This window comes from Micromonospora fiedleri, from assembly GCF_016774385.1.
Lineage (GTDB): Bacteria > Actinomycetota > Actinomycetes > Mycobacteriales > Micromonosporaceae > Micromonospora > Micromonospora gifhornensis.
Window position 1 is genome coordinate 72,926 of the sequence record NZ_JAETXL010000007.1, and the last position, 25,881, is coordinate 98,806.

24 protein-coding genes and 2 pseudogenes are annotated in these 25,881 nt (G+C 72.2%); 6 read left to right on the top strand and 20 right to left on the bottom strand.

Annotated features, from left to right (window positions below; genetic code table 11):
• Positions 1-111: 111 nt before the first annotated feature.
• Positions 112-648, top strand: a complete 537-nt coding sequence (locus JMF97_RS20105) for a phospholipase (RefSeq protein WP_203222959.1) — start codon at positions 112-114, stop codon at positions 646-648.
• A 76-nt stretch (positions 649-724) separates the two neighbouring features.
• On the opposite strand, the gene JMF97_RS20110 is transcribed toward JMF97_RS20105, so the two are convergent.
• Both JMF97_RS20110 and JMF97_RS20115 read right to left on the bottom strand, forming a co-directional pair.
• Positions 725-3,529: an ATP-binding protein gene (locus tag JMF97_RS20110; RefSeq protein ID WP_203222960.1), complete on the bottom strand. Its 2,805-nt coding sequence runs from the start codon at positions 3,527-3,529 to the stop codon at positions 725-727.
• A gap of 174 nt (positions 3,530-3,703) precedes the next feature.
• Entirely contained in the window at positions 3,704-3,922 is a 219-nt protein-coding gene (locus tag JMF97_RS20115; protein ID WP_013736067.1) for an FmdB family zinc ribbon protein, read from the bottom strand.
• A 56-nt stretch (positions 3,923-3,978) separates the two neighbouring features.
• Between JMF97_RS20115 and JMF97_RS20120 the strand changes: the two genes are divergently transcribed.
• Positions 3,979-5,292 carry a lytic transglycosylase domain-containing protein gene (locus JMF97_RS20120; RefSeq protein ID WP_203222961.1) on the top strand — a complete coding sequence of 438 codons (1,314 nt, stop codon included), beginning with the start codon at positions 3,979-3,981 and terminating at the stop codon, positions 5,290-5,292.
• Positions 5,293-5,364: 72 nt separating this feature from the next.
• Positions 5,365-6,381 carry a GNAT family N-acetyltransferase gene (locus JMF97_RS20125; RefSeq protein WP_043722003.1) on the top strand — a complete coding sequence of 339 codons (1,017 nt, stop codon included), beginning with the start codon at positions 5,365-5,367 and terminating at the stop codon, positions 6,379-6,381.
• A gap of 6 nt (positions 6,382-6,387) precedes the next feature.
• Here JMF97_RS20125 and JMF97_RS20130 read toward each other — a convergent pair whose 3' ends face one another.
• The 9 genes and pseudogenes from JMF97_RS20130 to JMF97_RS31420 form a co-directional block, all read right to left on the bottom strand.
• A complete protein-coding gene (locus tag JMF97_RS20130; protein WP_203222962.1) occupies positions 6,388-6,894 on the bottom strand; it encodes a helix-turn-helix domain-containing protein in 507 nt (168 codons plus the stop codon).
• A 480-nt stretch (positions 6,895-7,374) separates the two neighbouring features.
• A complete protein-coding gene (gene hemB, locus JMF97_RS20135; RefSeq protein ID WP_203222963.1) occupies positions 7,375-8,358 on the bottom strand; it encodes a porphobilinogen synthase in 984 nt (327 codons plus the stop codon).
• A gap of 18 nt (positions 8,359-8,376) precedes the next feature.
• Complete coding sequence (locus JMF97_RS20140) at positions 8,377-9,957, bottom strand: bifunctional uroporphyrinogen-III C-methyltransferase/uroporphyrinogen-III synthase (RefSeq protein ID WP_013736071.1); 1,581 nt, start codon at positions 9,955-9,957, stop codon at positions 8,377-8,379.
• Positions 9,954-10,964 carry a hydroxymethylbilane synthase gene (hemC, locus tag JMF97_RS20145; protein WP_203222964.1) on the bottom strand — a complete coding sequence of 337 codons (1,011 nt, stop codon included), beginning with the start codon at positions 10,962-10,964 and terminating at the stop codon, positions 9,954-9,956. The genes JMF97_RS20140 and hemC overlap by 4 nt, the downstream gene beginning before the upstream one ends.
• Positions 10,961-12,289, bottom strand: a complete 1,329-nt coding sequence (locus JMF97_RS20150; protein ID WP_013736073.1) for a glutamyl-tRNA reductase — start codon at positions 12,287-12,289, stop codon at positions 10,961-10,963. The genes hemC and JMF97_RS20150 overlap by 4 nt, the downstream gene beginning before the upstream one ends.
• On the bottom strand, positions 12,286-13,056 hold the full coding sequence (locus JMF97_RS20155) for a redox-sensing transcriptional repressor Rex (RefSeq protein WP_203222965.1): 771 nt from the start codon (positions 13,054-13,056) through the stop codon (positions 12,286-12,288). The genes JMF97_RS20150 and JMF97_RS20155 overlap by 4 nt, the downstream gene beginning before the upstream one ends.
• A 328-nt stretch (positions 13,057-13,384) precedes the next feature.
• Positions 13,385-14,047: an HAD family hydrolase gene (locus JMF97_RS20160; protein WP_203222966.1), complete on the bottom strand. Its 663-nt coding sequence runs from the start codon at positions 14,045-14,047 to the stop codon at positions 13,385-13,387.
• A 51-nt stretch (positions 14,048-14,098) separates the two neighbouring features.
• On the bottom strand, positions 14,099-14,350 hold the full coding sequence (locus tag JMF97_RS20165; protein ID WP_203222967.1) for a glutaredoxin family protein: 252 nt from the start codon (positions 14,348-14,350) through the stop codon (positions 14,099-14,101).
• Between the two features lie 45 nt (positions 14,351-14,395).
• A pseudogene (locus JMF97_RS31420) lies at positions 14,396-14,533 on the bottom strand (AMP-binding enzyme); the annotation flags it as partial.
• Positions 14,534-15,032: 499 nt separating this feature from the next.
• Between JMF97_RS31420 and JMF97_RS20175 the strand changes: the two are divergent.
• The 3 genes from JMF97_RS20175 (at position 15,033) to JMF97_RS20185 (ending at position 18,098) form a co-directional block, all read left to right on the top strand.
• Positions 15,033-15,980 carry an ECF subfamily RNA polymerase sigma factor, BldN family gene (locus JMF97_RS20175; RefSeq protein ID WP_203222968.1) on the top strand — a complete coding sequence of 316 codons (948 nt, stop codon included), beginning with the start codon at positions 15,033-15,035 and terminating at the stop codon, positions 15,978-15,980.
• Positions 15,981-16,249: 269 nt separating this feature from the next.
• Positions 16,250-17,101 (top strand): DUF5667 domain-containing protein, encoded by an 852-nt coding sequence (locus tag JMF97_RS20180; RefSeq protein ID WP_203222969.1) that lies wholly within the window; start codon positions 16,250-16,252, stop codon positions 17,099-17,101.
• A gap of 97 nt (positions 17,102-17,198) precedes the next feature.
• On the top strand, positions 17,199-18,098 hold the full coding sequence (locus tag JMF97_RS20185; RefSeq protein ID WP_203222970.1) for an HAD family hydrolase: 900 nt from the start codon (positions 17,199-17,201) through the stop codon (positions 18,096-18,098).
• Between the two features lie 24 nt (positions 18,099-18,122).
• Here JMF97_RS20185 and JMF97_RS20190 read toward each other — a convergent pair whose 3' ends face one another.
• The 9 genes and pseudogenes from JMF97_RS20190 to JMF97_RS20230 all read right to left on the bottom strand — a co-directional run bounded on the left by JMF97_RS20190 (position 18,123) and on the right by JMF97_RS20230 (position 25,834).
• Positions 18,123-19,127, bottom strand: coding sequence for a lysophospholipid acyltransferase family protein (locus JMF97_RS20190; RefSeq protein WP_307817014.1), 1,005 nt, complete (start codon positions 19,125-19,127; stop codon positions 18,123-18,125).
• Entirely contained in the window at positions 19,124-20,197 is a 1,074-nt protein-coding gene (locus JMF97_RS20195; RefSeq protein WP_203222971.1) for an NAD-dependent epimerase/dehydratase family protein, read from the bottom strand. Before JMF97_RS20195 ends, JMF97_RS20190 begins: the two co-directional genes overlap by 4 nt.
• A gap of 118 nt (positions 20,198-20,315) precedes the next feature.
• A complete protein-coding gene (locus JMF97_RS20200) occupies positions 20,316-20,417 on the bottom strand; it encodes a 30S ribosomal protein bS22 (RefSeq protein WP_007465623.1) in 102 nt (33 codons plus the stop codon).
• Positions 20,418-20,638: 221 nt separating this feature from the next.
• Positions 20,639-20,848, bottom strand: coding sequence for a helix-turn-helix domain-containing protein (locus JMF97_RS20205; protein ID WP_013736082.1), 210 nt, complete (start codon positions 20,846-20,848; stop codon positions 20,639-20,641).
• Positions 20,849-21,076: 228 nt separating this feature from the next.
• Entirely contained in the window at positions 21,077-22,261 is a 1,185-nt protein-coding gene (locus JMF97_RS20210; protein ID WP_013736083.1) for an ABC transporter permease, read from the bottom strand.
• A gap of 26 nt (positions 22,262-22,287) precedes the next feature.
• A pseudogene (locus JMF97_RS20215) lies at positions 22,288-23,013 on the bottom strand (ABC transporter ATP-binding protein); the annotation flags it as partial.
• Positions 23,010-24,398 carry an efflux RND transporter periplasmic adaptor subunit gene (locus tag JMF97_RS20220; RefSeq protein WP_203222973.1) on the bottom strand — a complete coding sequence of 463 codons (1,389 nt, stop codon included), beginning with the start codon at positions 24,396-24,398 and terminating at the stop codon, positions 23,010-23,012. The gene JMF97_RS20220 and the pseudogene JMF97_RS20215, both read right to left, overlap by 4 nt.
• 61 nt (positions 24,399-24,459) lie before the next feature.
• Positions 24,460-25,041 (bottom strand): TetR/AcrR family transcriptional regulator, encoded by a 582-nt coding sequence (locus tag JMF97_RS20225; protein ID WP_043722012.1) that lies wholly within the window; start codon positions 25,039-25,041, stop codon positions 24,460-24,462.
• Entirely contained in the window at positions 25,034-25,834 is an 801-nt protein-coding gene (locus JMF97_RS20230; RefSeq protein WP_199743831.1) for an alpha/beta fold hydrolase, read from the bottom strand. The genes JMF97_RS20225 and JMF97_RS20230 overlap by 8 nt, the downstream gene beginning before the upstream one ends.
• Positions 25,835-25,881 lie beyond the last annotated feature (47 nt).

The following is a 25,881-nucleotide window of genomic DNA, read 5'->3' on the forward strand; positions in this document are numbered from 1 at the left end:
ATATTTCCCGCGAGTAACACCCAGCCGTCAGCGCATTGATCGACACTGATGAAGCCGGTGACTCGCCGGTAACCACCCGTCCACCGCACACCCCCAGCGGAGGTCCCCCTCGTGCTCAAACGACTCGCCACCCTCCTCACCTCGGGCATTCTCGCGCTGCTCACCGCGTTCGCCACCGCCTCCCCCGCGGCAGCGGCCCCCACCGCGGCACAGAAGCTGTCCGTGCTGTCGAGTTGGACACAGACCAGCGTCAGCAGCTACAACGCCTGGAACTCGGCCCGGCAGAACCGCGCCGCCTGGGCGGAGTACAAGTTCGACTGGTCCACCGACTACTGCTCGTCCAGCCCGGACAACCCGCTCGGATTCAACTTCTCCCTCTCCTGCTTCCGGCACGACTTCGGCTACCGCAACTACAAGGCGGTCGGCCAGTTCAGCGCCAACAAGTCCCGCCTGGACAGCGCCTTCTACGAGGACCTGAAGCGGGTCTGCGCCACCTACAACTCCGTCGTCCGGCCGGCCTGCACCAGCCTCGCCTGGACCTACTACCAGGCCGTCTCCATCTTCGGCTCGGTTGCCGCCGTCGAACAGGCCGACATCGACCGGGCCGCCCGGATGAAGGCCGACGCCGAGCGCCGCGCCCGACTCTGACCGCGTACCGGTGCCGGGTCCCCGACCGGGGGCCCGGCACCGGTGTGAGCCGGTGGGCCCGCGTCGACGAACCGCTTCAGGCGTGTTCGCTGTGGCGATCGGCAGTGGCAGCCGACTGGCGGGGCACACCGGCCCCGGCCCGTCTCGCGAAGCGCGCCGAATCGGCCGCCAGATCCGGATGCTCGACACCGAGCGCCAACGCGACCGCCTCGTCGAGGCCGAACTCGGCACCTTCGCCGTACGCCTCGTCGAAGGTGGCGTCGCCCAGGACACGTCGCAGCGCGACCTGCTGCTGCGTCCAGTAGGCGTCGTAGATCCCGGGCGTCGAGCGCAGACTCGCGCGGGTCGCCTGCGCCGCACCGAACAGACGGGCCGCGGTCAGTGGCGCACCCCCGACGGCACACCGTACGGCGATGGCGTTCAACGTGTCGCAGGCGCGGCCGTGGAAGCCGTGGTTCATCCGGGAACGCAACGCCGCCAGCAGGTGCTCGTGCGCGGCCACCAGGTCACCGCGGGCCAACGCGACCATGCCAAGGAGCATGTCCACCGACCGGCGGCCCCGCTCGACCGGCCGGGCCGCCTCGACCGGTCGGGCTGCGCCGAGCAGCTCCGCCGCCTCGTCCAACGCGCCGCGCAGCCACAGCAACTCGGCGAGCCGACACACGGCGAACAACGCCTCGGATTCCACCCCCTGGTCGTGCGCCCAGTCGATGACCTCCCGGCAGATCCGCTCGGCCTCGGCGAACTGCCCCATGTCGACGAGCGCGGCGGCCCGCCCGGCGAGCACCCGGGCCAGCAGGCCGACGTCGCCGGCCTGCCGGGCCGCCGCCTCCGCCCGCTGCGAGTACCGCAGCTCCTCGGCGTACTCGCCGTCGGCGCCGGCATGCAGTGAGTGCAGGTGGTACGCCGCCGCCAGCTCCCCCTCCGGGATCACCTCGCCGGTTTCCGCGATCCGGCTGTACAGGCGGAACAGCCAGAGCCGGCCCTCCCGCGCCAGCCCACGCTCACGCCACCACTGCTCCAGGCCACCGGCCAACCGCAGCCCGATCCGCGCGCTGCCACCGGTGGCGCACCAGCGCAGGGCGGCGCGCAACTCACCGGCCAGGGGATCCAGCGAGTACAGCGACAGGGTCACCGGTTGCCCGTCGGTGCCGAGATGGGCCTGCTCCAGAGCGTGCACGGACCAGGCCACGTGCCGGTTCCGGGCGTCCTGCTCCTCGCCCGCCTCGATCAGCCGGCGGGCCGCGTACGCCCGGATCGGATCGAGCATCCGGTAGGTGTAGCCCGAGGCGTGCGGCTCGGCCAGGACCAGGGACTTGTCCACCAGCACCGAGAGCGGGTCCAGTGGATCGTCGCCGAGCAGCCACTCCACGGTGTCGAGATCCACCGGGCCGGCGAAGACCGCCAGCCAGCGCAGCAGCCGCGCGGCGCGTGGGCCGAGCGTCCGGTACGACCAGGTCACGGTCGCCTGCATGGTCAGGTGCCGTTCGACCGCCGTCCGCGCCGACCGCTCCGGCCGGTCGTGTTCGGCCGCTCCGGCACCGTCACCCCAGCTGCCGACCGGCACACCGGCGGCCGACGACGGTGGGTCGTCCCGACCGGCGTCGAGGGTGCCGAGCACATCGTCGAGCCGTTCGGCGAGCTGCCCGACCGAGAGCACCCGCAGTCGGGCGGCGGCCAGCTCTATGGCCAGCGGCAGACCGTCCAGCCGCCGTACCACCCGACGCAGGTCGGCAGACTCCGCCGGATCCGGCTGTCGGCCACCCCGGGCCGCCGCCGTACGGTCCAGCAGCAACGCGACCGCGTCGCTCTCGGTACCGTCGGGGGACGGGTCGACGGAGAGCGGCGGAATCCGCCACACCACCTCACCGGGCAGCGCCAGCGGTTCCCGGGTGGTCGCCAGCACGCGAACCCCACCCCCGCCGGCCAGCAACCGGGTCACCACGTCCGCGCAGGCCGCCGGTTGGGCGTCGCAGGTGTCCAGCACGATCAGCATCCGACGGTTGGCCGCGTACTCCACGAGCGTGTCGACCATCGGGCGGCCCGGCTCCGGACGCAGCCCGAGGACGGCGGCGATCGCGAAGGCCACCAGCCCCGGATCGGTGACCGAGGCGATGTCGACGAACCAGACGCCGTCCGGGTATTCCTCGACCAGGTCGGTGGCGAGTTCCACGGCCAGCCGGGTCTTGCCACCGCCACCGGCGCCGAGCACGGTGACCAGGCGATGCCGGGCGACAAGCTGTCGGAGTTCGGCTCGCTCGGCCTGCCGGCCGATGAACGAGGTGACCTGGACGGGCAGGTTGTGCGCCTCCGCGTCGGCGGTACGCGGCCGCGGGAACTGCAGCTCCAGTCCGGCGGCGACGAGTTGGAAGAGGCGCTCCCGGTCGTCGAACCCTCGCAACCGGTGCAGCCCGAGGTCGAGCAGGGACGCACCGGCCGGCAACGGATCGGCGTGCTGCGCGGTCGCCGCCGAGCAGAGCACCTGACCGCCATGGGCGGCGGCGGCCACCCGGGCGGCCCGATGCACCTCAGGGCTGGCGTACTCGCCGTCGCGCGGCTCGGCCCAACCGGTGTGCAGGCCCATCCGTACCCGGGGCGCCGCCTCCGGGGTGGGCCACTCGTGTTCGCGCAGCGCACGTTGGGCGGTCAGGCACGCGGTCAGGGCGGCACCGGCGTCGCCGAAGGCCAGGAAGAACGAGTCACCCTCGGTCAGCAGTTCCGCCCCCTCGGTGGCGGCGATGGTGCGGCGCAGCAGCCGGCGGTGTTCCGCCAGCACCGGCCGGTATCCGGGGCCGAGCAGCTGTGCCAGTCGGGTGGAACCCTCGATGTCGGTGAAGACGAACGTCACCCAGCCGCTCGGGAGGTGGATCCGTGACGACACCCGTGGCACCTCCCCCCTGGCCTCGACCTCATACTTCACGAAGCCGAATCGTCACGCATCGCGAGAACGGTCGGCCGAGGCTCCGCCCCAAGGTGCCATCAGACCGGGCGTCCGGGCAAGACAGTCATCATCCTTATCAGCAACTGACGCTGCAAAAAACCGTACGGAAGCGGGCTAACATCCGCAGCTGCCACCGCAGCAACCACCACCGGACGGCGCCGGCGCGGCACCGGCAGCACCCGCACCACGGCCGGTGACGGCGATGGTGGAGAGCAGCTTGACCGTGTCGGTGTGCCCCGCAGGGCAGGACGCCGGCTCACCGGCCTGGGCCATCGGGCGGTTGACCTCGAAGGTGTCGCCGCAGGCGCGGCAACGGAACTCGTACCGGGGCATGACATCAGGGTACGACCGGACCTGACGTCCACCGGAACATGGGTGATACTCGACGGGTGGCAGACGGCGACGAGAGCACCCCCCTACGCCCCCTCCGGCCGGCCACGCCGCGCGCCGGATCCGACGTCGCAGCGGACCGGCCGACCCGCAGGCTGCCGCGACCTCGCCGGCCCTGGCTACGCGCCACCGAGCCGGCGAGCGAGCCGGTGAGCGAGGCACCCGCGACGCCCAGCGCTGACGCCGGGCCCGAAGCTGTCGACGTCGCGCCCACGACTCGGCAACCGGCCGCACCCGACAAGTCCGACAGCGACACTCCACAGAGCACCACCGCCGCAGGCAAGGCTGTGGACGAGCCGGCCGACAAGGCCGAGAGCAAGCCGGCTGGTGAGGGTGGGGCGGTGGCGTCCACGCCGGAGGGTGGGGCGTCGGGTGCTCGACGTCGGCGGACGCGGTTCGCGCACGCCGTACGCCTGCCGGGTCCGCGCGCCGCGGCTCAAGCGACCCGGGACTGGTCGCGGCGGCCGAGTGGCCGGCTGACCCTGCCCGGGGTGTTCCTCCTCGCGCTGGTGGCGGCTACCGCCACGGTCGGCGCGATGCTGGTGCCGGCGACCATCGGCGCACAGCGGCCGGTCGCCGCCGACGCCACCGCGGGCGGGACCGTCGGCGACCTGCCGCCGACGAACGAGGCGCCACCGACCGGTGCGTTCCCGCCGCCCGACGCGACGCTACCGCCGGGCGTGGTGCCGCCGAACGCACCGGGCGCCACCGCGACACCCGGTGGCCTGCCGGTGGGGGGACGACCCTCCGACGCACTCGCCGGTTGGGCCCGGGAGGTCGGCGCCAAGGCCGGCATCGACCCGATCGCCATGCAGGCGTACGGCTATGCCGAGCTGGTCCTCGCCGAGACCAACCGCAGCTGCGGTCTGAGCTGGACGACCCTGGCCGCGATCGGCTTCGTCGAATCACGCCACGGGCAGGCCAACAACGCAACCCTGGGCGCGGACGGTCGAGCCGTACCGGAGATCATCGGTCTGCCGTTGGACGGCCAGGGTGGTCGGATGCGGATCGCCGACACCGACCGGGGTGAACTGGACCGGGACACCACCTACGACCGGGCCGTCGGGCCGATGCAGTTCATCCCGACCACCTGGCAGGAGGTCGGCACGGACGCGGACAACGACGGCCGCAAGGACCCGCACAACATCCACGACGCGGCCCTGGCCGCCGGGATCTACCTGTGCAAAGGCAACCGCAACCTGACGATCCCGGGCGACTGGTGGAACGCCATCCTGTCGTACAACAACGTCCGGCCGTACGCCCAGGACGTGTTCAACACTGCCAACAGGTACGGACAGGCCAGTCGTACGTGAAGTGATCGTCCCCATACATTGGAGAACTGGACACTTCCCCCAGGCTGCTCTTGACGGCAAGCTAGACGGGTGATGGTGCGCGAGTGGGACCCCAGGAACGCGTCGTCCGCCGAGATCGCGTCGCTGCTGGACACGTTGAACGCGGTCCTGGCGACCGATCTCCCGCAGGATCCGCCATGGCGCGAGACCTGCCTGCGGGAATATCTCGCCGAGGTGATGCCGGGCGAGCGGCGGATTTCCTGGGTGGCCCAGGCCGAGCCGGCCGCCGACGGCACCCCGGGGCCGATCCTGGGGCATGTGCACGTGCTGCTGCTCGGCAGCATCGGTGTGCTGGAAGTGCTGGTGCACCCCTCCGTCCGGCGCGGCGGGCTCGGCCGGGAGCTCGTCCTGCGCGCCGCCCGTCGGGTCTACCAGGAGGGCTTCGAGTCGATCGGGGTGGAGGTGGTCGGCGGCACGCCCGCCATCGCCTTCTACGAGTCGCTGGGCTTCGCCCGGGAGTACGTCGAGACTCGCAGCGTGCTCGACCTCTCCGGCGTCGACTGGGCCGAGCTGGCCGAGATGTCCACCGGGGTCGGGGCGGGCTACCACGTCCAGTTCCACCCGGGTGGGCCACCGGACGAGCTGATCGAGGCGTACGCGCGGGCCAAGGCCGAGATCCGGGACATCGAGGACGGCGAGCTGCGGCCGAGTTCGTACGATCCGCAGCGGCTCCGTGACAGCCTGGACTGCCTGCACCGGCGCGGCATGAAGCCCTACATCGTGCTCGCCCTGCACGAGCAGACCGGCGAGGTGGCGGGGCTGACCGAGGTGGTGGTGCCGGTGCAGCACCCCACCCGTGCCGACCAGTACGACACGATCGTGGTGCAGGACCACCGTGGCTACGGCATCGACCGGGCGATCAAGGCCCGGATGCTGCTGGAACTGCGCTCGACCGAGCCGCAGCTGACCGAGGTGCAGACCTGGAACGCCCAGGCCAACGAGACGATGCTCAAGGTCAACGCCGAGCTGGGATACCGACCGGACCGCGAGTGGTGTGAATACAGCGTGGACGTGGCCGACCTGGTGCACCGCCTCGACAGCTCCCGCTGAGCGGGGTCAGTAGTAGCGCCCGCTTCCAGGGTCCGGTGGCGGGGGCACGTTGCGGTACTTCGCCACCCGTACCTCCCACTGGCTGCGCCGCCGCCGGGCCTCTCGATCGGCGGGGCAGCGATGGAACGTCTCCGGCGGGCGGGCCAGCCCGTAGATGTCCGCCCACCACTCGCCCGGCTCGGGATCGAGAATGGTGTTCAGGTGCGCCGGATAGCGACGGTCCGCGCCGTCGCGGGTGTCGTCCCAGACCTCCATCGGGTACACGATCCGCCCGTCCTGGTCGACCGCCACGAGGTAGAGCCCCGCTGAGCCGAGCAGACGCTCCAGCACCGCCAGACTCGGCGTCAGAGTCCCCGCCTCGACCCGCGCGACGGTCGACGGGGCAACCTTCGCGAAGCGGGCCATCCGCAACTGGCTGAGCCCGACGATGCGCCGGGCCCGACGCACCAGACCGGCAATGGGAAACGACCCGAGCGTAGGACCCAGATCCGGAGGTTCGAAGACGGAAGCCATGCCCCCACCCTGCCCACCCCGTCCCCACCAGAGCGACCCCTGTGGACAAGCCTGTGGACAACTCGGTCAACCGACAGGGTCAGCCGCTCACCGCCGTGCACGTGCGCGTGGGTGCGTGCGTGCGTCGTGGCCTTTGGCGCGCCCGTCCAGCCCGATCCCCCACCCGACCACCTGCGCTGAGGGCCCTTTGCTCTGCTTCAACCCACGCACAGGTTTCGGCTCCAGACCTGTGCGTGGAGTGAAGCAGAGCAAAGGGGGCCCGCAGGGGTATCGGCTACCCCGACAGGCCAGGCAGACGGTGATCACGGTGACCCACGAGCCCGGTGGCCGCCTGCCGAACGGGTGCTGCCGAAGCTGCCGGATGGGTGCTGGCCGGCTTCGGGTTTGGCCGGCTCGACGGCTGCCGCGGCAGGCTTGGGGGGTGCCGTGGCGGCCGGGCGACCGAAGGCAGGTCCGGCTGGGCTAGGGGCGCGGTGTGGGTCAGTAGCGCTGGCGGAGGAGTTCGGCGGCTTCGACGGCCCAGTAGGTGAGGATGATCTGCGCGCCCGCGCGCCGGATCGAGGTGAGGGTTTCCAGCATCACCTGCTCGCGGTCGATCCAGCCGTTCGCGGCGGCCGCCTCGACCATCGCGTACTCGCCGGAGACCTGGTAGGCGGCGACCGGGACCTGCACCGCGGCCCGGACCGCCGAGACCACGTCGAGGTAGGGCAGGGCCGGCTTGACCATCACCATGTCGGCGCCCTCGGCCACGTCCAGCTCGACCTCACGCAGCGACTCGCGCAGGTTCGCCGGATCCTGCTGGTAGGTGCGCCGGTCCCCCTCCAGCGAGGACTCGACCGCCTCGCGGAACGGGCCGTAGAACGCGGAGGCGTACTTGACCGCGTAGGCCAGCACCCCCACGTCGGTGTACCCGGCCGCGTCCAGGGCCCGGCGTACCACGCCGACCTGGCCGTCCATCATCCCGGACGGCCCGACCACCGACACCCCGGCGGCGGCCTGGGCCACCGCCATCTCGGCGTACGCGGCCAGGGTGGCGTCGTTGTCCACCGAGCCGTCGGGGGTGAGCACCCCACAGTGCCCGTGCGAGGTGAACTCGTCCAGGCAGAGGTCGCTCATCACCACTGTCGCGTCGCCGACCTCGGAGACCACGTCCCGGATGGCCACGTTGAGGATGCCGTTGGGGTCGATGCCGCCGGCCCCGCACTCGTCCCGCTCCGCCGGCACCCCGAAGAGCATGATCCCGCCGACCCCGGCCTGGACCGCCTCCACCGCGGCCTTGCGCAGCGAGTCCCGGGTGTGCTGAAGCACGCCCGGCAGCGAGCCGATCGGGCGGGGCTCGGTCAGCCCTTCCTTGACGAACATCGGTACGACCAGTTCGGCCGGGGCGGGACGAGTCTCGGCGACCAGCCGCCGCACGGCTGCGTTGCGACGCAGCCGGCGGGGCCGGTGCTCGGGGTACGGCATGGCGGCTCTCCTAGACGACTACCGGAACCTCAGCGCGGTCGGCCCCTGCACCTTCGAGCCACGGCGCTGCTTCGCCGGCATCGCGGCGAGCTTCTCCCGCAGCTCGACGGCGTAGCCGGCGAGCGCCTCCACCAGGTCGGGCACGGAGGCGTGCGGCGGCTGGACGTCGACCCGCAGGCCGAACTCTGTGGCGGTCTCCGCGGTCTTGGGCCCGATCACTGCGACAACGGTACGCGCGTGCGGCTTGCCGGCGATACCGACGAGATTGCGCACCGTCGAGCTTGACGTGAAGAGAACGGCGTCGAACCCACCGGACTTGATCGCGTCCCGGATCTCGGCGGGCGGCGGGGCGGCCCGGACCGTACGGTAGGCGGTCACGTCGTCGACCTCCCAGCCGCGCTCGGTGAGCCCGGCGGCGAGGGTCTCGGTGGCGATGTCGGCGCGCGGCAGCAGCACCCGGCCGACCGGGTCGAGCACCTCGTCGTGCGGCGAGAACTCGGCCAGCAGCCCTTCGGAGGACTGCTCCCCGGTGGGGATCAGTTCCGGCTGGATGCCGAAGGCGCGGACCGCCTCGGCGGTGGCCTCACCGATGCAGGCGATCTTCACGCCGCCGAAGTGCCGGGCGTCCAGGCCGTGCTCGGCGAACTTCTCCCAGACCGCGCGGACCGCGTTGACCGAGGTGAAGATCACCCAGGCGTACCGGCCGTCGACCAGGCCCTTGACCGCCCGCTCCATCTGGGCGGGGGTACGCGGCGGCTCGACCGCGATGGTCGGCACCTCGCACGGAATCGCACCGTACGCGCGCAGCCGGGCACTCATCACCCCGGCCTGCTCCTTGGTCCGGGGAACCAGCACCTTCCAGCCGTACAGCGGGCGGTTCTCCCACCAGCTGAGCTTGTCCCGCTGGCTCACACCCTCACCGACGGTCAGCACCACCCGGCCGGTGAAGCCGAGTGCCGCCGCGACGAACGAGTCCACGCTCGACGTGGTGGTGTACTGCGTCTCACCCGTGCCGTCACCGGTGACTCCGACGGCGGTCCCGCCGTCCACCCCGGCGGCGAGCAAACCGTCACGGATCGCGGCCAGGTCACCGGCGTCCACGGCGAGCGCCAGCGATCCGCGCTGCACCGCCGCGGCCAGCGCGTCGAAGTCCAGGGTGCTGACGTCCTCGACGTCGGCGGTGGTGCGTACGCCGGGCAGCGGCACACCGGCGTAGGTGGCCACACCCTCGGCCTGGCTGACGCCCGGCACCACCTCGAAGTGCGCGGCGGTACGCGCCACCGCCTGCACCTCCTTGACCACCGAGTCGTGGCCGAACGGGTCGCCCGCCACCAGGTGCACCGCGTTCTGCCCGGCGCGGGCCGCCGAGATGAGCACCTTCGCCACATCGCCCGGCACGCCTTCGGCCGGGGTGAACTCGGTCTCGGCCTTGGCCTCGGCCCGGACGACGTCGAGCAACGACTCGGGGACTCCCCGGTCGTACACCACCTGGTCGGCGTCGACCAGGGCGTCGTGCGCCCGGCGGGTCAGCAGGCCCGGGTCGCCGGGTCCAGCCCCGACGAACGCGATCCGGCCTACGGGCTTACGGGTGCGGGTCATTCTGTGCTCCCAAATTGCTGGGTCCCCGGGCCGTTGTGTCCTTGCGGGCCGAGGATCGAGTCGGCGCCGAGGTCGAGGAGTTCGGTGGCGAGGGCCTTACCGATCTCCGCCGCATCGGCGAGCGTTCCGGTGCGGGACAGCCGGATGTCGCGACTGCCGTCCGGGCTGATCACCGCCCCGCGCAGGTAGATCTCCTGGACAACATCACCTTCGACACCGGAGCCGGTTGGCTCGCCTTCGGCGACGACGGCATAGGCGGCGACCGGAGCGGAGCATCCGGCCTCCAGGGTGGCCAGCATTGCCCGCTCCGCGGTGACCGTGGCGCGTGACGCTGCGTGGTCAAGCGTACCTAGCAGTTCGACCATCTCCGGGTCGTCGACCCGGCACTCCACCGCCAGCGCGCCCTGTGCGGGGGCCGGCAGCATCAACATCGGATCGAGCGTCTCGGTGATGACGTCGAGCCGGCCGATCCTGGCCAGCCCGGCCCGGGCGAGGACGATCGCGTCGAGGTCGGCGTCCGGGCCGAGCACCCGGCCCAGCCGGGTGTCGATGTTGCCGCGGATCGGGCCGACCGACAGTTGCATGCCCAGGGCGTGCAGTTGGGCGATCCGGCGCAGCGCGCCGGTGCCGACGGACGCGCCGGGGGCGAGCTCGGCCAGCGTCCTGCCGTCGCGGGCGACGAGCGCGTCACGCGGGTCCTCGCGCGGGGGTACCGCGGCGATGTGCAGCCCGGCCGGCATCGCGGTCGGCAGGTCCTTGTACGAGTGGACCGCGAAGTCGATCTCCCGGGCGACCAGCGCGTCGCGCAGCGCGGAGACGAACACCCCGACGCCGAGGCGGTGCACCGGCGCGCTGGACTGGTCACCTGCGGTGATCACCTCGACCAACTCGACCGGGCGTCCGGTGCGGGCGGTCAGGGCCTCGGCGACGTGCCCGGACTGGGCCATCGCCAGCTTGCTTCCCCGGGTGCCGAGACGCAGCGGGCCACTCGGTTGCCGCTGGCTCATCGTTCACCTCCACTGGTCGGGGTGATGTCGGGGACCGTGTCCACCTGGGAGGTCTGCGGGACCTCCAGGTCGAACAGTTCGCGCAGCAGCGCGGCGTACTGGTCACCGCCGGGCTCGGCGGCGAGTTGGCGGACCCGTACGGTCGGCTGGTGCAGCAACCGCTGGACCACCCGGTGCACGGTGCGGGCCACCTCGGCACGCTGGTCGTCGCTGAGGTCGGGGCGGCGCTGGGCGAGGCGGCGCAGTTCGGCGCTGACCACGTCCTCGGCCCGCCCCCGCAGGGCGGCCACGGTCGGTGCCACGTCCGCGCCGCGCAGCCAGGTGAGGAAGGACTCCACCTCGCCGGCCACGATCCGTTCGACGGCGGCGGCGTCGGCGGCGGCCGGGCCGTCGGCGAGCAGCTCGGCCATCCGGTCGATGTCGATCACCTCGACGCCGGGCAGCTCGGCCACACCGGACCCGACGTCACGGGGTACGGCCAGGTCGAGCAGGACCAGCGGCCCGCGCTCCGGGTCCCGGCCGGCCAGCGCACCGGCGACGACGTCGCGGGTGAGGACCGGCTCGCTGGCCGCGGTGGCGGCCACTACGATGTCCACTGTGGAGAGCGTGTCGGCCAGCTCGGCCATCGGTCGCGCGGCAGCGCCGTACGACTCGGCCAGCCGTACCGCCCGCTCGGCGCTGCGGTTGGTCACGGTCAACGGGCCGGCGCCGAGCCGGGACAGCGTCGCCACGCCCAGCGAGCCCATCGCGCCGGCGCCGACGACGAGTGCGGGCCGACCGGCGAGTTCGTCGCCGAGATGACGTGCGGCCAGTCCCAGCGCCGCGGTGACCACGCTCTGGCCGGCCCGGTCGATGCCGGTCTCGGAGTGGGCCCGCTTGCCCACCCGCAGCGCCTGCTGCATCAGCTCGTGCAGCAGCCGGCCGGTGGTGTCCGCGCCGGTGGCACCGTGGTAGGCGTCCCGGAGCTGACCGAGGATCTGCGCCTCGCCGATCACCATCGAGTCCAGGCCGGCGGCGACCCGGAAGACGTGGTCGACCGCGGCGGAGTCGAAGTGCACGTAGAGGTTGTTGGCCAGCGCGGACGGCTGGCAGTCGGCCTGTTCGGCGAGGACGGCGCAGATGTCGCCGAGGCCGCCGTGGAAACCGGAGACCGCCGCGTAGACCTCCACCCGGTTGCAGGTGGAGACCAGCGCGGCCTCGCTGACGTACGGCTGGGCGACCAGGCGGTTCAGGATGCGGGTGAGGCTCTCCGGGGCGACCGCGAGCCGCTCCAGGGTGGCGACCGGCGCGGTGCGGTAGGAGGCACCCACGACGAGGAGTTTCACGTTCCGATCGCCTCCTGACCCTCAGTGACCGCGAGACCGCCGGGCAGGGCGGTCAGGGCGGATCCGCCGGTGCGGGGCAGCCCGGTCAGGGATGCCTTGCGGTGCTCGTGGAACGACAGAATCTGCAGCTCGATGGCGAGGTCGACCTTGCGTACGTCGACTCCGTCCGGAACCGAGAGTACGCAGGGCGCGAAGTTCAGGATGCTCGTCACGCCGACGGCGACGAGTTGATCGGCGACCCGTTGAGCGGCCGACGCGGGGGTGGCGATGACGCCGATCGCGATCGACTCCTCGGCCGCCACCTGGGGCAGTTCGTCGACGTGCCGCACGACCATCCCGTGGATCTCCTCACCGACCCGGGCCGGGTCGGCGTCGAGCAGGGCGGCGATCCGGAAGCCACGGCTGGCGAAGCCGTCGTAGCCGGCCAGCGCGTGACCGAGATTACCCACGCCGACCAGGGCGACCGCCCGACGTTGAGTGAGCCCGAGCACGTACTCGATCTGCTCTATCAACAGCGCCACGTCGTAGCCGACGCCCCGGGTGCCGTACGAGCCGAGGTGGGACAGGTCCTTGCGGAGCTTCGCGGAGTTGACCCCGGCGGCGTTGGCCAGCCCTTCGCTGGACACCGTCTCGTTATCGGTTTCGGCGAGATTGTGCAGGGCACGGAGGTATTCGGGGAGCCGCGCCACCGTCGCCTCGGGTAGGTCCGGGAGCGCCGGGACGCCACCGGCGCGACCGGGCGTGCCAGGGTGACGGTGCTGACTCATGAGACTCCGTGCGGTGCGATCCTTGACCAACTCCACCGGCCGGCCGTTCGGGACTCCCGCTGGCGACCGAAATTGCCGGCTGTGCTAGCAGGGCGCGTCGGAATTACAGAGTAGGCGCTTGTGAAGACGTGCACAAATCGCGATCTTGCTGTCCCGCCCCCTGCCCCCACCAGCCCCTCCGTCCAACAAGATCGACGCGCGCCCACTTCCCGGGACCGCCCGCGCGATTATTGCTCAATTCCGACTTCTCTGACCAATCACACGCGCACCATCGGTCCATCCCAATTTGTTGATCATGACGTTAATGCTCGATACGGCGATTTCGCGATCACTGCGCCGGCTCGGCGAGGGTGGTGGCGAGCGTCACCGCTTCGGTGAGGGTGTCGGCGACCGGGTGACCGGAGGCGATCAGGCGGGCGCGGTCGGTGAAGCCGCCGGCGTAGAGCACAGCACGTCCGCCGACGGCGCGGGCCGCGTCGGCGTCGTCCAGCGAGTCGCCGATCAGCACCACCGAGCGGCCGTCGACGCCCAACTCGGCCAGGTGCCGGACCAGCGACTCGGCCTTGCGATCACCGCCGACCGTGGCCCGCAGCCCGTCGACCCGGGCGAACCGGCCGGTCAGGCCGTACGTCTGGATCGCCGGTACCAACTCGTCGTGGAACCACATGGACAGCAGCGACTGGCTGCCCGGCCAGGCCGCCATCGCGTCCACCGCGTCGTGGGCGAGCTCACAACTGGTCAGACCCAGCCGGTACGCGTCATGGAAGATCCGGTCGAGCCGGCCGAACGCCTCGTCGTCCACCGCCCGGCCGAGCACTTCCGCGTAATAGGCGGCGATCGGCCGGCGGAACCGGACCCGGTGCTCCTCCGCGGTCACCGTCGGCCCACCCTCGCGGCTGAACACGGCGTTCGTGCAGGCCACCACCAGGCTCAGATCGTCGAGCAGCGTCCCGTTCCAGTCCCAGACCAGATGGGGTTTCGAAGGGGTCATCGGCGCACTCTATCGGCGACGCCGGGTATCGGTGGGGCGCGCCGGAGCGCCCTAGAGCTGCGGCGTGGTCAGGTCACGCAGCAGCCGTTCCTCCTCGACCCGCCAGTAGCCGTGCTCCTTGCCGTCGAGCAGTACCACCGGTAGCCGGTCGCCGTACTCGCGCTCCATCTCGATGTCACCGCTGACGTCCCGCTCGGTCCACCGGTCGCCGGTGACCGCGACCACCCGGTCGAGCGCCGCCTTGGCGTCCTCGCACAGGTGACAGCCGGGGCGGGTGATCAGGGTCAGGCGGGGCTCACGCATCGGTCTCCTCCGTCGTGCCGAGTGGTGCCGGCTGGTCGGGCACTTGAACCTCGCCAGGTTACGCGCGCAGTGGGCGATCAGTGCGACACCGGCCACCTGGCTGCCCGACCCCGACCCCACGTACGCCCGAACAGTCTCCCCGGTACGCGGATGCGGCACGCCCACTACCGCCGACTCCGCCACCGCCCGCAGCGCCCAGTCCCGTCAACGGGACCACGCAGCGTCACCGTGGGTACGGATCACCACCGGTCCACACTGTCCGGACGGGGACGCCTGTCGACCACGACCGGACTCGCGAGGTATCTTCACAGCGATCACTATCATCGATCTGACCTGCTCATCTGTCTCAGATCAGGTGGACCGGCGATTGTCAACCACACTCGACGGACAACCGGTCCGGCACCGGTGCGACACGTCGGGAAATACTTCGGCCCTGTGTAACGGACTTGCCACGCGCGGGTGACGTTGGCCCTATCATCACTCGGGTCGGCTCACCCCATTTGCCGTGAGTCGACACCCCTCAGCCCGAGGAGGCCCCCGTGCCCGTCAGCGCATTGGACCAGCACCTCAAGGGGAACTGCCGCCCGCCGGCACACCCCGGAGCCGCCCTGCCCGGCGGTGATCTGGCCGGTCACCCGGCCACCGCCGGCGCGTGCGCCAGTGATGAATCGGAGGTGTCCCGATGACCACCTTCGGCTTCACGCACCGCCCGACGGGCCTGACCGGCCCGGCGGCGCGCACCCCGGTCAACGAACGCGGCGGCGCCCATGCCCAGCAGAACGCGGCGGGCAACCTGGTCAACCGGGGTGAGAGCAGCACGCGGGCCGGCAACCGACCACATCCGAACGAGCCACCACACCGACCAGCGGTGCCGGGCGCGAACGCGATGCCGGCCGGCGGCGGGGTCGCCACGCCGAGCCGGCCGACGATGCCGGCCCAGGCCCGACGCAGCGGCGGCGACGCGCCGGTTACCGACGTGCCGGCGGCCGAGACCGCGGTGATCCCCGCGGTCACCGCCCCGATCAACACCTCCACCGGCTACCCGAGCCGCCCGGACCCGTCCGATCCGGCCACCGAGGTGTGGGCCCTGGTCGAACGCGCCCAGGCCGGTGAGGCCGAGGCGTTCGGGCTGATCTACGACCGCTACGTCGACACCGTGTTCCGCTTCGTCTACTTCCGGGTCGGCAACCGGCAACTCGCCGAAGACCTCACCTCCGACACGTTCCTGCGAGCGCTCAAGCGCATCGGCAGCTTCACCTGGCAGGGCCGTGACCTCGGCGCCTGGCTGGTCACCATCGCCCGCAACCTGGTCGCTGACCATTTCAAGTCGGGTCGCTACCGGCTGGAGGTGACCACCGGTGACGTGCTCGACGCCGATCGCGAGGACCGCGGCCCGGAGGGCAGCCCGGAGGCGGCCGTGGTGGAACACATCACCAACGTCGCGCTGCTGACCGCCGTCAAACGCCTCAACCCCGAACAGCAGGAGTGCATCGTGCTCCGCTTCCTCCAGGGCTTCTCAGTGGCCGAGACCGCGCGGGCGATGGGCAAGAACGAAGGCGCGATCAAGGCCCTCCAGTACCGTGCGGTCCGCGCCCTGGCCCGGCTGCTGCCCGACGGTTTCCAGGCGTAACTCTCCACGCCGTCCGTACGGTCGTCGTCGGTAGCTGCGCGTCCGTGCGGGGCAGTCACAGCGATCACTTTGCGTGATTTCCGACCCCGGCAGGCCCGTAACCCGATCCCGGCACGGCGCGTTTCTCCGGGTGCGACCGGCGACAGCCCGGCCCCGGGCTACGGACGACGGGCAACGACGCCAACGGCGTCCGCCTCGCGTTCTGCGGTCATCGGTCGCTGGCGGTGATCGCGGCCGACCGGCCGCGCCCAGCGAGAGGAGGTGCCGCGGTGGACAACGCCCTCTTCTCCCGTCGGCGCGCCGAGCGCTTCGCGCAGCTTCTCGACGAAGCGAACGGTGGCCGACGCCATCACGTCCGCTCCCGAGTCGACGACCAGCTCACGCCGCTGGTCGGGCTCGGCCGGCAGTTGACGGCCAGCCCGCCCGAGCCCGAGGTGGATCCGGAGTTCCGGGCCGGCCTGCGGGCCATGTTGCTGGCCACCGCCGAGCGCGAGGGCATCGCCGCCCCCGCCTCGACCGAGAAGGTCGGCACCGGTCGGGGTGCACTGCTGCCGGCCGTCACCGCGCGCCGGGCCCGTGCCCGGGGCGCCATCCTGGTCGGCATCGCGGCGGGTGCCATCGCCGTCTCCGGCATCTCGGCCGCCAGCGAGAACGCGGTTCCCGGCGACGCGCTGTACGGAATGAAGCGCGGTACCGAACGGGCCCAGCTCGCGCTCGCCAGCTCCGAGATCAGCCGCGGGCAGCTCTTCCTCGACTTCGCGCGTACCCGACTGGCCGAAGCGTCCGCGCTGCACGGCAGTCGCTCCGGCTACGGCGCGGTGCTCGACGACATGGACGCCGACACCCGTCAGGGCGTACGCCTGCTGACCGCAGCGGCGGTGCAGCGTTCGGACCCGGCGGCGCTCGATGCGGTCGACGCCTTCCTCGTCCCGCAACGCCGGACCCTCGACGCGCTGCGCGACAGCGGCTCCCGCACCGACCGGGAGCGAACCGCCCAGTCGCTGAAGCTGCTGGCATCGGTGACCGAACGTGCCGACGCCCTGCGGACCACGATCGCCTGCGGCCAGCCGGTCGGTTCCGCCAGCGACAGCCTCGGCCCTCTGCCGGGCACCTGCACCTGACGGTGCGTAACCAGACCGCCGGCCCGGTTCGCGGGCCGGGCGGCGGTTACCCTCGCGGAGGGGCAGCAGAGATGCGGGCGATGTGAGGGGAGCGCCGGTGGCGCGCAGCCAGAAGGTGACCGTCAGCACCGATGTGCACGGGCACACCGCAGGTTGGGCACAGACCGAGCCCGCTCCCCCGGTCGCCCCGGATCCCCGGGCTGCCGCCTTCTTCGACGTGGACAACACGATGATGCAGGGCGCCTCCATCTACTGGTTCGCTCGCGGCCTCGCCGCACGCAACTACTTCACCACCACCGACCTGGCCCGCTTCGCCTGGCAACAGCTGCGCTACCGGCTGCTCGCCCGCGAGCACACCGGGGACATGTCGCAGGCCAAGGAGGCCGCCCTCGCCTTCATCGAGGGCTGGCGCGTCGACGACATCGAAGTCCTCGCGGAGGAGATCTTCGACGAGTTGATGGCGCCGCGGATCTGGGCGGGAACGAGGCGGCTGGCGCAGGGACACCTCGACGCCGGTGAGCGGGTCTGGCTGGTCAGCGCCGCCCCGGTGGAGATCGGCCGGGTGATCGCCGCTCGACTCAAGCTGACCGGCGCGATCGGCACCGTCGCCGAGGTCGTCGACGGGGCGTACACCGGTCGGTTGGTCGGTGACCTCATGCACGGGCCGGCCAAGGCCGAGGCGATCACCTCGCTCGCCGCGGTGGAAGGGTTGGACCTGGGTCGGTGCAGCGCCTACAGCGACTCCGCGAACGACCTGCCGATGCTGTCGGCGGTGGGCCGGGCGGTGGCGGTGAATCCGGATGCCGCCCTGCTGCGTCAGGCACGCCAGCACGGCTGGGAGGTACGCGACTTCCGTACCGGCCGTCGCGCCGTCAAGATCGCCGTACCGTCGACGGCCGCCGCCGGGCTGGTGGCGGGAGCGGTCACCGCCGGCATGGCGTTGCAGCGTCGCCGCCGCGACAGCCGGGCCGCCGCAGAACGGCGCGCCACCCGCTGAGGCGGTGTCGGCGCTTCGGTGAGCCTAGGGACCGAACGGGTCCGGACGCCGTTCCAGGAGTTCGTGCAGCGTCTGCTGGATGGTCTCGCGGACCTGGTCGGCGAGGTTGAACACGACAAGCGGGTCGTCCGCGGAGTCGACCAGGTGTGCCGTCGGGATCGGCGGGCAGAACTCGATCAGCCACTTGCTCGGCAGCGGCACCATGCCCAGCGGCCCGAGCCAGGGGAAGGTCGGCGTCACGGGGAAGTAGGGCAGCTTGAGCAGCCGGGCGAGCGGCTTGATGTCGGCGAGCATCGGGTAGATCTCCTCGCCACCGACGATCGCGACCGGGATGATCGGGGTGCCGGTGCGCAGCGCCGCCGAGACGAAACCACCGCGCCCGAAGCGTTGCAGCTTGTAACGCTCCGCGTACAACTTGCCGACGCCCTTGAAGCCCTCCGGGAAGACACCCACCAGTTCGCCGCCGCGCAACAGCCGCTCGGCGTCCGGATTGCAGGCCATGGTGCCGCCGGTCTTGCGGGCGATCTCGGAGACCACCGGCATCCGGAAGACCAGGTCGGCACCGAGCAGCCGCAGGTAACGCCGGGCGGGGTGTTCGTGGTGCAGGGCGGTGGAGAGGATCAGCGCGTCCAGGGCCACCGTGCCGGAGTGGTTGCCGACCACCAGTCCCGCACCCTCGGTGGGCACGTTCTCCAGCCCGGTCACCTCGGTACGGAACCAGTCCCGGTAGAGCCGGCGCAGCAGCGGATGGAACACCGCCTCGGTCAGCTCCGGGTCGAAGCCGAACTCGTCCACCTCGTAGTCGCCGGCCAGCCTACGCCGAAGAAACGCCAACCCACCGGCGATCCGCTGATCCCAGACGTCGCCGGGCCGGTCCCGCACGGCCGGCGGATGCGGCTCGGCGGGCAGAACGGGCTGGTCCGCTGCCGCTGGTCGCCGCCCATTGTGCCGAGCCGGGTCGGGCTGCGCCCGCGCCACCTGCCCGTTGTCGGGGCGCGTCTCGTCACGTCGCATCTCCGGCTCGCTCACGGCTGCTCCCGCACAGCCGCCCGCACCCGGCGGATCTGGTCGAGCACGAGCTGCTCGGCGGCGGCCAGTTGCTCGCGCGTCACCACGGACCGGCCGTGGTGGGCGCGGATGAAGTCGTCGAAGGCGGCGGCCGTGGAGCGCGGCGTGAAGCCGTACTCGCGCTCCAGGCGGGTGGTGTCCACGACGCGGCCGTGCACGAGCAGGTCGACCTGGTCGAGGCCGTAGCGACCGAGTCCCATGGTCCGGGCGAGCGCCGCGGCGCCCGACAGCCCCGGCTCCAGCATCGGCACGGCCAGCCGGCCGGCCCGACGGATCGCCTGGGACAGCGCGAGCACCCCGGGCCCGGCGACGTTGTACGTCCCCGGATGGTCCTCGGTGACCGAGCGGTGTACGACCTCCAGCGCGTCGTCGAAGTGCAGGAACTGCAACCGGGCGTCCCGGCCGAGGATGGTGGGCACCACCGGCAGCGAGAAGTAGCGAGTCAGCGTCGTGTCGGCCGTGGACCCGATGAACGGGGCGAACCGCAGCACCGTGGCCGTGACGTCGGGTCGCCGCCGTCGGAAGCCCCGGACGTACCCCTCGATGTCGAGGATGTCCCGGCCGAAGCCGCCGCGCGGCACCTCGCGCGGCTCGGTCTCCTCGGTGAAGACGGCCGGATCCCGGAACGAGGCCCCGTACGCCGCGGTCGAGGACCGGACCACGAGCTTGCGTAGCCGAGGTGCCCGCTGGCAGGCGGCGAGCAACTGCATGGTGCCGATGACGTTCTGTTCCTTCATCGCCGCCCGGCCACCCTGCTGCTGATCCGGGGCGCTGGCCAGGGCCAGGTGCACCACCGTGTCGACGTCGAGGTCGGCGAGGAGCCCGCCGACCGAGCCGGCGTCGACCCGGATGCGTTCGACCTGGTCCAGCAGGCCGGCGACCTCCGGGCTCGGGTCGCGCAGGTCGATGCCGATGACCCGCTCGATGCGGGGATCGGTGACCAGCCGGGCGGCGACGTGGGCACCGAGGTATCGGCTGACCCCGGTCACGACGACAACCCCCGGGAGACTCGACGAGTCACCGGGGGTCATGTCTCGCACCCACCCCGGCGGTCGGGACCGAGCCGGGACAGCCACGGCCTGATCACCTGGGCCTCCGAGGGTCGACAGTTGGGCAAGCGACGAATGCCGGGTCAGCGCCCGGCATCAATCACTTGCCGAGACGGCGACGCTGGACGCGGGTCTTGCGCAGCAGCTTGCGGTGCTTCTTCTTAGCCATGCGCTTGCGGCGCTTCTTGACCACCGAGCCCATACGAAAGCCTTTCGATGCAACATGCGGCGCGACCGGCAAGACGCCACAACCGGTGACGTCGGCGACCGCTTACGGACAACGGACCGGACCGGCGGGGTGGGCGGCAGGGCGCACCAGCGGTCACGATCGCGCTCCAGCGTAGCGGGACCGCGTCAACCGGGCCAACGCGCCCCCGGTCGATGCCCGTCAGGCGGGCCTCTCCGGTCAGCCTGATGCACGGATCAGGCAGTCTCCTGGAAGGCCCCACGGAGGTACTCGTGCACCGCGTGCTCCGGCACCCGGAACGACCTGCCGACCCGCACAGCGGCCAGCTCACCGCTGTGCACGAGGCGGTAAACCGTCATCTTCGACACCCGCATGACGGTCGCCACCTCGGCGACGGTCAGGAACTTGACATCCGACAGCCGACCGTCGGACGGTGACCCGGCCATGGCTCACCCGACCCATCCCATGCCCTGCGCGTGCCGCCCCACGGGTTCTCCCGCGCGGCCGGCGACGCGCGTGTTACCAGTACGGTAGCGGGACGGCTGTGACCGGCGCGATCCCTTCCTGCAACTGATCACGATCCGGAACCGGGTCGCCGACGAAAAACCCCTGGTCGGGTGGCCTGCAGCCGAATCGCCCGCAATGATCATCTTCGGCCATCGGTGCCAGCGGTTTCACTCGGCCCGCAGCGCGACCACCGGGTCGAGCCGACCGGCCCGCTGGGCGGGTACCACCCCGAAGATGATCCCCACCGCTGCCGAGACGCCGAACGCCAGCGCCAACGACCACCAGGTCACCGCCGCCGGGATGGGTGAGACCGCGGCCACCAGCAGCGCGCCGCCCACCCCGAGGGCCATCCCGGTCAGCCCGCCGATCGAGGTGAGCAGCACCGCCTCCAGCAGGAACTGCACGCCGATGTCCCGGGGACGGGCCCCGACCGCCTTGCGCAGCCCGATCTCCCTGGTCCGTTCGCGCACCGAGACGAGCATGATGTTGGAGACGCCCACCCCGCCGACCAGCAGCGAGATGCCGGCGATGGCGGCCAGGACCCCGGTCAGGATGCCGAGGATGTCGCCCAGTACGCCGAGGATCTGCTCCTGGGTGACGGCGCTGAACTCGGTGCCCGGGTGGCGACCGTTCAGCTCGGTGACGATCCGCTGGCCGAGTTCGTCGATCCGGTCCCGATCCGGTGCCCGCACCGCGATCGCGTCCACCCGCTGGGTGCCGTACAGCCGCTGGGCCGCGGTCACCGGGATGTGCACCTCGTCGTCCCGGTCGACGCCGAGGCTCTGCCCGAGCGGGGTGAACACACCGATCACCCGGAACCGCACCCCGGCGACGTTCACCTGCTGTCCGACGGCCTCCCGGTCGGGGAAGAGGACCCGGGCGACCGAGTCGCCCAGTACGGCGACCCGGCGGCCGGTGTCCACGTCGGAGCGGGTCAGGTAGCGGCCCCGGCCCAGGTCACGGGCGAAGACCGTCGGGGTGGTCTCCAGCACCCCCTGCACCGTGGTGAAGTCCTGCCGGTTGCCGGCCCGGACTGTCGCACCCGAGGCGACCGTCACGGCGACCCGGGCGGGGTCACCGACCACCCGGCCGACGGCGTCCACGTCCTGCAGGGTCAGCGGGGAGACCGCCGGGGCCGAGCCCACGTCCAGCCGACCCGGCACGACCAGCAGCAGGTTGGAGCCCAGCCCTTCGACCTGCTGTTCGACCGTCTGTTTGGTGCCGGTGCCGATCGCCACCAGCAGCACCACGGAGGCGACCCCGATGATCACCCCGAGCATGGTCAGCAGGCTGCGCATCCGGTTGGCCCGCAGCGCGTCCGCCGCCACCCGCCACGCCTCGGCCAGCCTCACGACCCGCCCCCACCCACACCGGCCGGGTCCTGGGCGCTGTCCGCGACGACGATGCCGTCGCGCATGGTGATCCGGCGGCGGGCCCGGGCGGCCACCTCCGCGTCGTGGGTGACCATCACCAGCGCCACCCCCGACTCGGCGTTGAGCCGCTCCAGCAGTTCCAGCACGGCCGCGCCGGTGGTGCTGTCCAGGTTGCCGGTCGGCTCGTCGGCGAGCAGCACGGTCGGGTCGGTGACCAGGGCGCGGGCGATCGCCACCCGCTGCTGCTCGCCGCCGGAGAGCTGGTTGGGTCGGTGGTCCAGGCGGTGCCCCAGGCCGACCCGGCCGAGCATCGCGGCGGCCCGTTCCCGCCGTTGGCGGGCGCCCACTCCCCGGTAGACCAGCGGCAGCGCCACGTTGTCCACCGCCGTGGTCCGTGGCAGCAGGTGGAACGCCTGGAAGACGAAGCCGATGGTCTCGTTGCGCAGTCGGGCCAGCTCGGGCGCGGAGAGCGCGCCCACCTCCCGTCCACCGATCACCAACCGGCCACCGGTCGGCCGGTCGAGACCGCCGAGCAGGTGCATGAGGGTGGACTTGCCGGAGCCGGACGGCCCGATCAGGGCCACGTAGTCACCGGCCGCGACGGTCAACGACACTCGCCGCAGCGCCGGTACGGAGACCCCGTCGAGCTGGTACGTCCGCGACACGTCGACCGCCTCGATCGCCGGGGTGGGCGCCGAGCCGTCCCGGTCCCGGCCGGCGCCTACGCTCACCCGACCTCCTGGCCGTCGCGCACCTGGTCGGTGCCGCGGACCACGATCCGGTCACCGGGCTGCACCCCGTCGACGATCTGCACCAGATCCTGGCCCTGCACCCCGATGGTGACCGAGGCCCGCCCCACCCGACCGTCGCGTACCACCCAGACGGTGTCCCGGCCGTCGGCGGAGAAGATCGCGGAGGCGGGTACGGTCACCGCGTCGCTCGCCTCGCGGACCCGCAGCCGCAGCACCGCGTTCATCCCGGGTCGCGGCGCCGGTGCCGGTTCCGCCTCGCCGTACCGGCCTGCGCCGAGCGAGAGCCGGACCCGGTAACTGACCCCGCCTCGGGCCGAGGTGCTGGGCAGCACGTCGATCGAGCGGACCGTCGCCGGGTAGGTCGCGCCGGTGACCGCGTCCAACTCGACGGTGCCGGTGAGTCCGACCTGGACCAGCAGCACGTCGGTCTCGTCCACCTCGGCCAGCAGGCCCAGCTCACGGGTGTCGACCACGGTCAGCACGGGGGTGCCGGCGGTGACCCGACCACCCACCGGAATCGCCGTGTCCACCCCGGCGGGCGGGCCGGCTGCCGGGGCGCCGAGCGCGCCCGGGTCGATCCCGGGTGGCAGGCCACCACCGGCGGCGTCGAGCAACCCGGCCAGCGCACCCGTCGAGCCGGTGCCGCTGCTGACGCCGCCCGGCTGCACGACGCCGGCGATCGGTGCCCGCAGGGTCAACGCGTCGACCGTCGCCTTGGCCAGGTCGTACGCCTGCTGTGCCTGGAGGCGTTGGGCGGTGGCCAGCGCGCCGACGGCGGAGTTCAGGCTGCGTACGCCGCGCTGCACCTCGCGTACCGCGCGGTCGGCGGCGCGGGCGGCGGCGTCGTACTGTCGCTGCGCGGCCTCGACCTGGGCGAGCAGTGCCTTGCGCAGCTTCGGATCGCTGATCTTCCCGGCGGCGGCGCGCGCGGCGGCGTGCGCCTGCGCGGCGGCCCGGTCGGTGCCCCGCAGCGAACCGGTGAGGTTGCCGCCACCGCCACCGCCGGCCCGCTTGGCGGCGTCGAGCGCCGCACGGGCCTGCCGCAGCCGCTCCCGTGCCGACGGCGAGTCGACCACGGCGAGCACCTGGCCGCGCTTGACCCGCTGCCCCGGCTCGACGCGGAGGCTGCGCAGCGTCCCGTCGGCGGGGGCGGTGAGCGTGGCCGCCGCCCGGGCGACGACCGTGGCCGGGGCGTCGATCTCCTCCGTCACCGGTGCCAGCACGGCCGAAGCGAGGGCGATCGGTGGCTCGTCGCTGCCGCAGGAGGCGGCGCTCGTGAGGGTCAGGACGGCGACGGCGAGCAGGGCGGTGAACAGGCGGGGCCGCGTGGCTGCGGGCAGCCGCGGCGGGTCGAGGCGGCGCACCGGCTCATGCTACGAGCCCGCCGCGAACCGTCGATGACCCGCCATGCCGAGTGACGGCAGATCAGTCGACGTCGCCACGACCCGGCCAGGCGGCGAAGGCCACGCCGAGGGCCGTGATCATCTGTTCGAAGGAGCGGTCGACCTCGCGGGGCAGGCCGAAGTCGCCGGCCGCTTCCAGGGCGACGAAGCCGTGCACGGCGGCCCGGAACATGCGGGCCCCGTCGACCGCGCTGTCGCCCTCGATGCCGTAGCCGCGCAGGATGGCGAAGACGACGCCGACCGCGCGCTCGCTGGCGGCCACGTGCGCCGGGTCGGTCGGATCCGGCACCCGCTGGGCAGCCGGGTAGCGGCCGGGATGCCGGCGCGCGTACGACCGGTAGGCGGTGGCGACGGCCCGCAGCGCGTCCTCGCGGCTGCGACCGGCGGCGGCCGTGGTCATCTCCTCGGCGAGTTCGGCGGTGGTCAGCGCGGAGAGCTTCTGGGCCAACGCGTCGGCGCCCTTGATGTGCTTGTAGAGGCTCGGCAACGCGACGCCGAGTCGGTTGGCCAGCGCGGCGAGGGTGAGCTTCTGGTAGCCGACCTCGTCGGCCAGCACGGCCGCCTCGCGCACCACGACCTGCGGGTTGAGCCCGGCCCTAGGCACGATCGGTCACCGCCAGGAAGTCGGTGAGCGCGGCGGCCGTCGCCTCGGGACGGTCGGCGTGCGGGTAGTGCCCGGCGTCGGTGACCATCCGCGCCTCGGCGAGCGGGAAGAGTCGCCGGGCGGCCCGGGCCTCGGCGCCGGGGTCAGGAAAGTCCGGGTCCTTCGTGCCCATCAGCACCAGCACCGGCTGACGCACCTGCGGGGCGACGGTGGTCCAGTGCGGGTCGACCGGGGCGGCCACCTCGCGTACCGGCAGCATCCGGCCCGGTCGGCGCAGCGCGGTCACCAGGCTCTTGCGGTACGCGGCGTCGTCCGACGGCCGGTGGACCGGGAACAGGGTGCGGTGGAACATGCCGAACAGTCGGGGACTGCGGACCACCGCCCACACGCCGAGCCGCATGACGGGGTTGAGCTTCGGCTGCTCGACGAACGCGCCTTCCAGCACGATCCCGCTGACCAGGTCGGGTGCCTCGGCGGCGGCGAAGACCACGGCCGCGGCGCTGGAGGAGTTGCCGACCAGGGTGGCCGGGCGGCCACCCAGGTCACGGACCACCGCCAGCAGATCGCGCCCCACCTCGGCCGGGGCGTACGTCGCCCAGCCGGTGGTGGAGTCGCCGTGGCCCCGCACGTCGACCGAAGCCACCTGGTAGCCGGCTGCCACCAGCAGCGGAATCAGGTGCCGGTAGGAGTGGCGGTTCTCCCCCATGCCGTGCGAGAGAACCACCAAGGGCCCCTGACCGTGGACCTCGTACGCGATCCGTCCGCCGTCGCGCCCCACAAAGCTAGCTGCCATAGCCATAAAGCTAATGCCATTAGCCAGTCGCGTCAAGGCGAACCCAC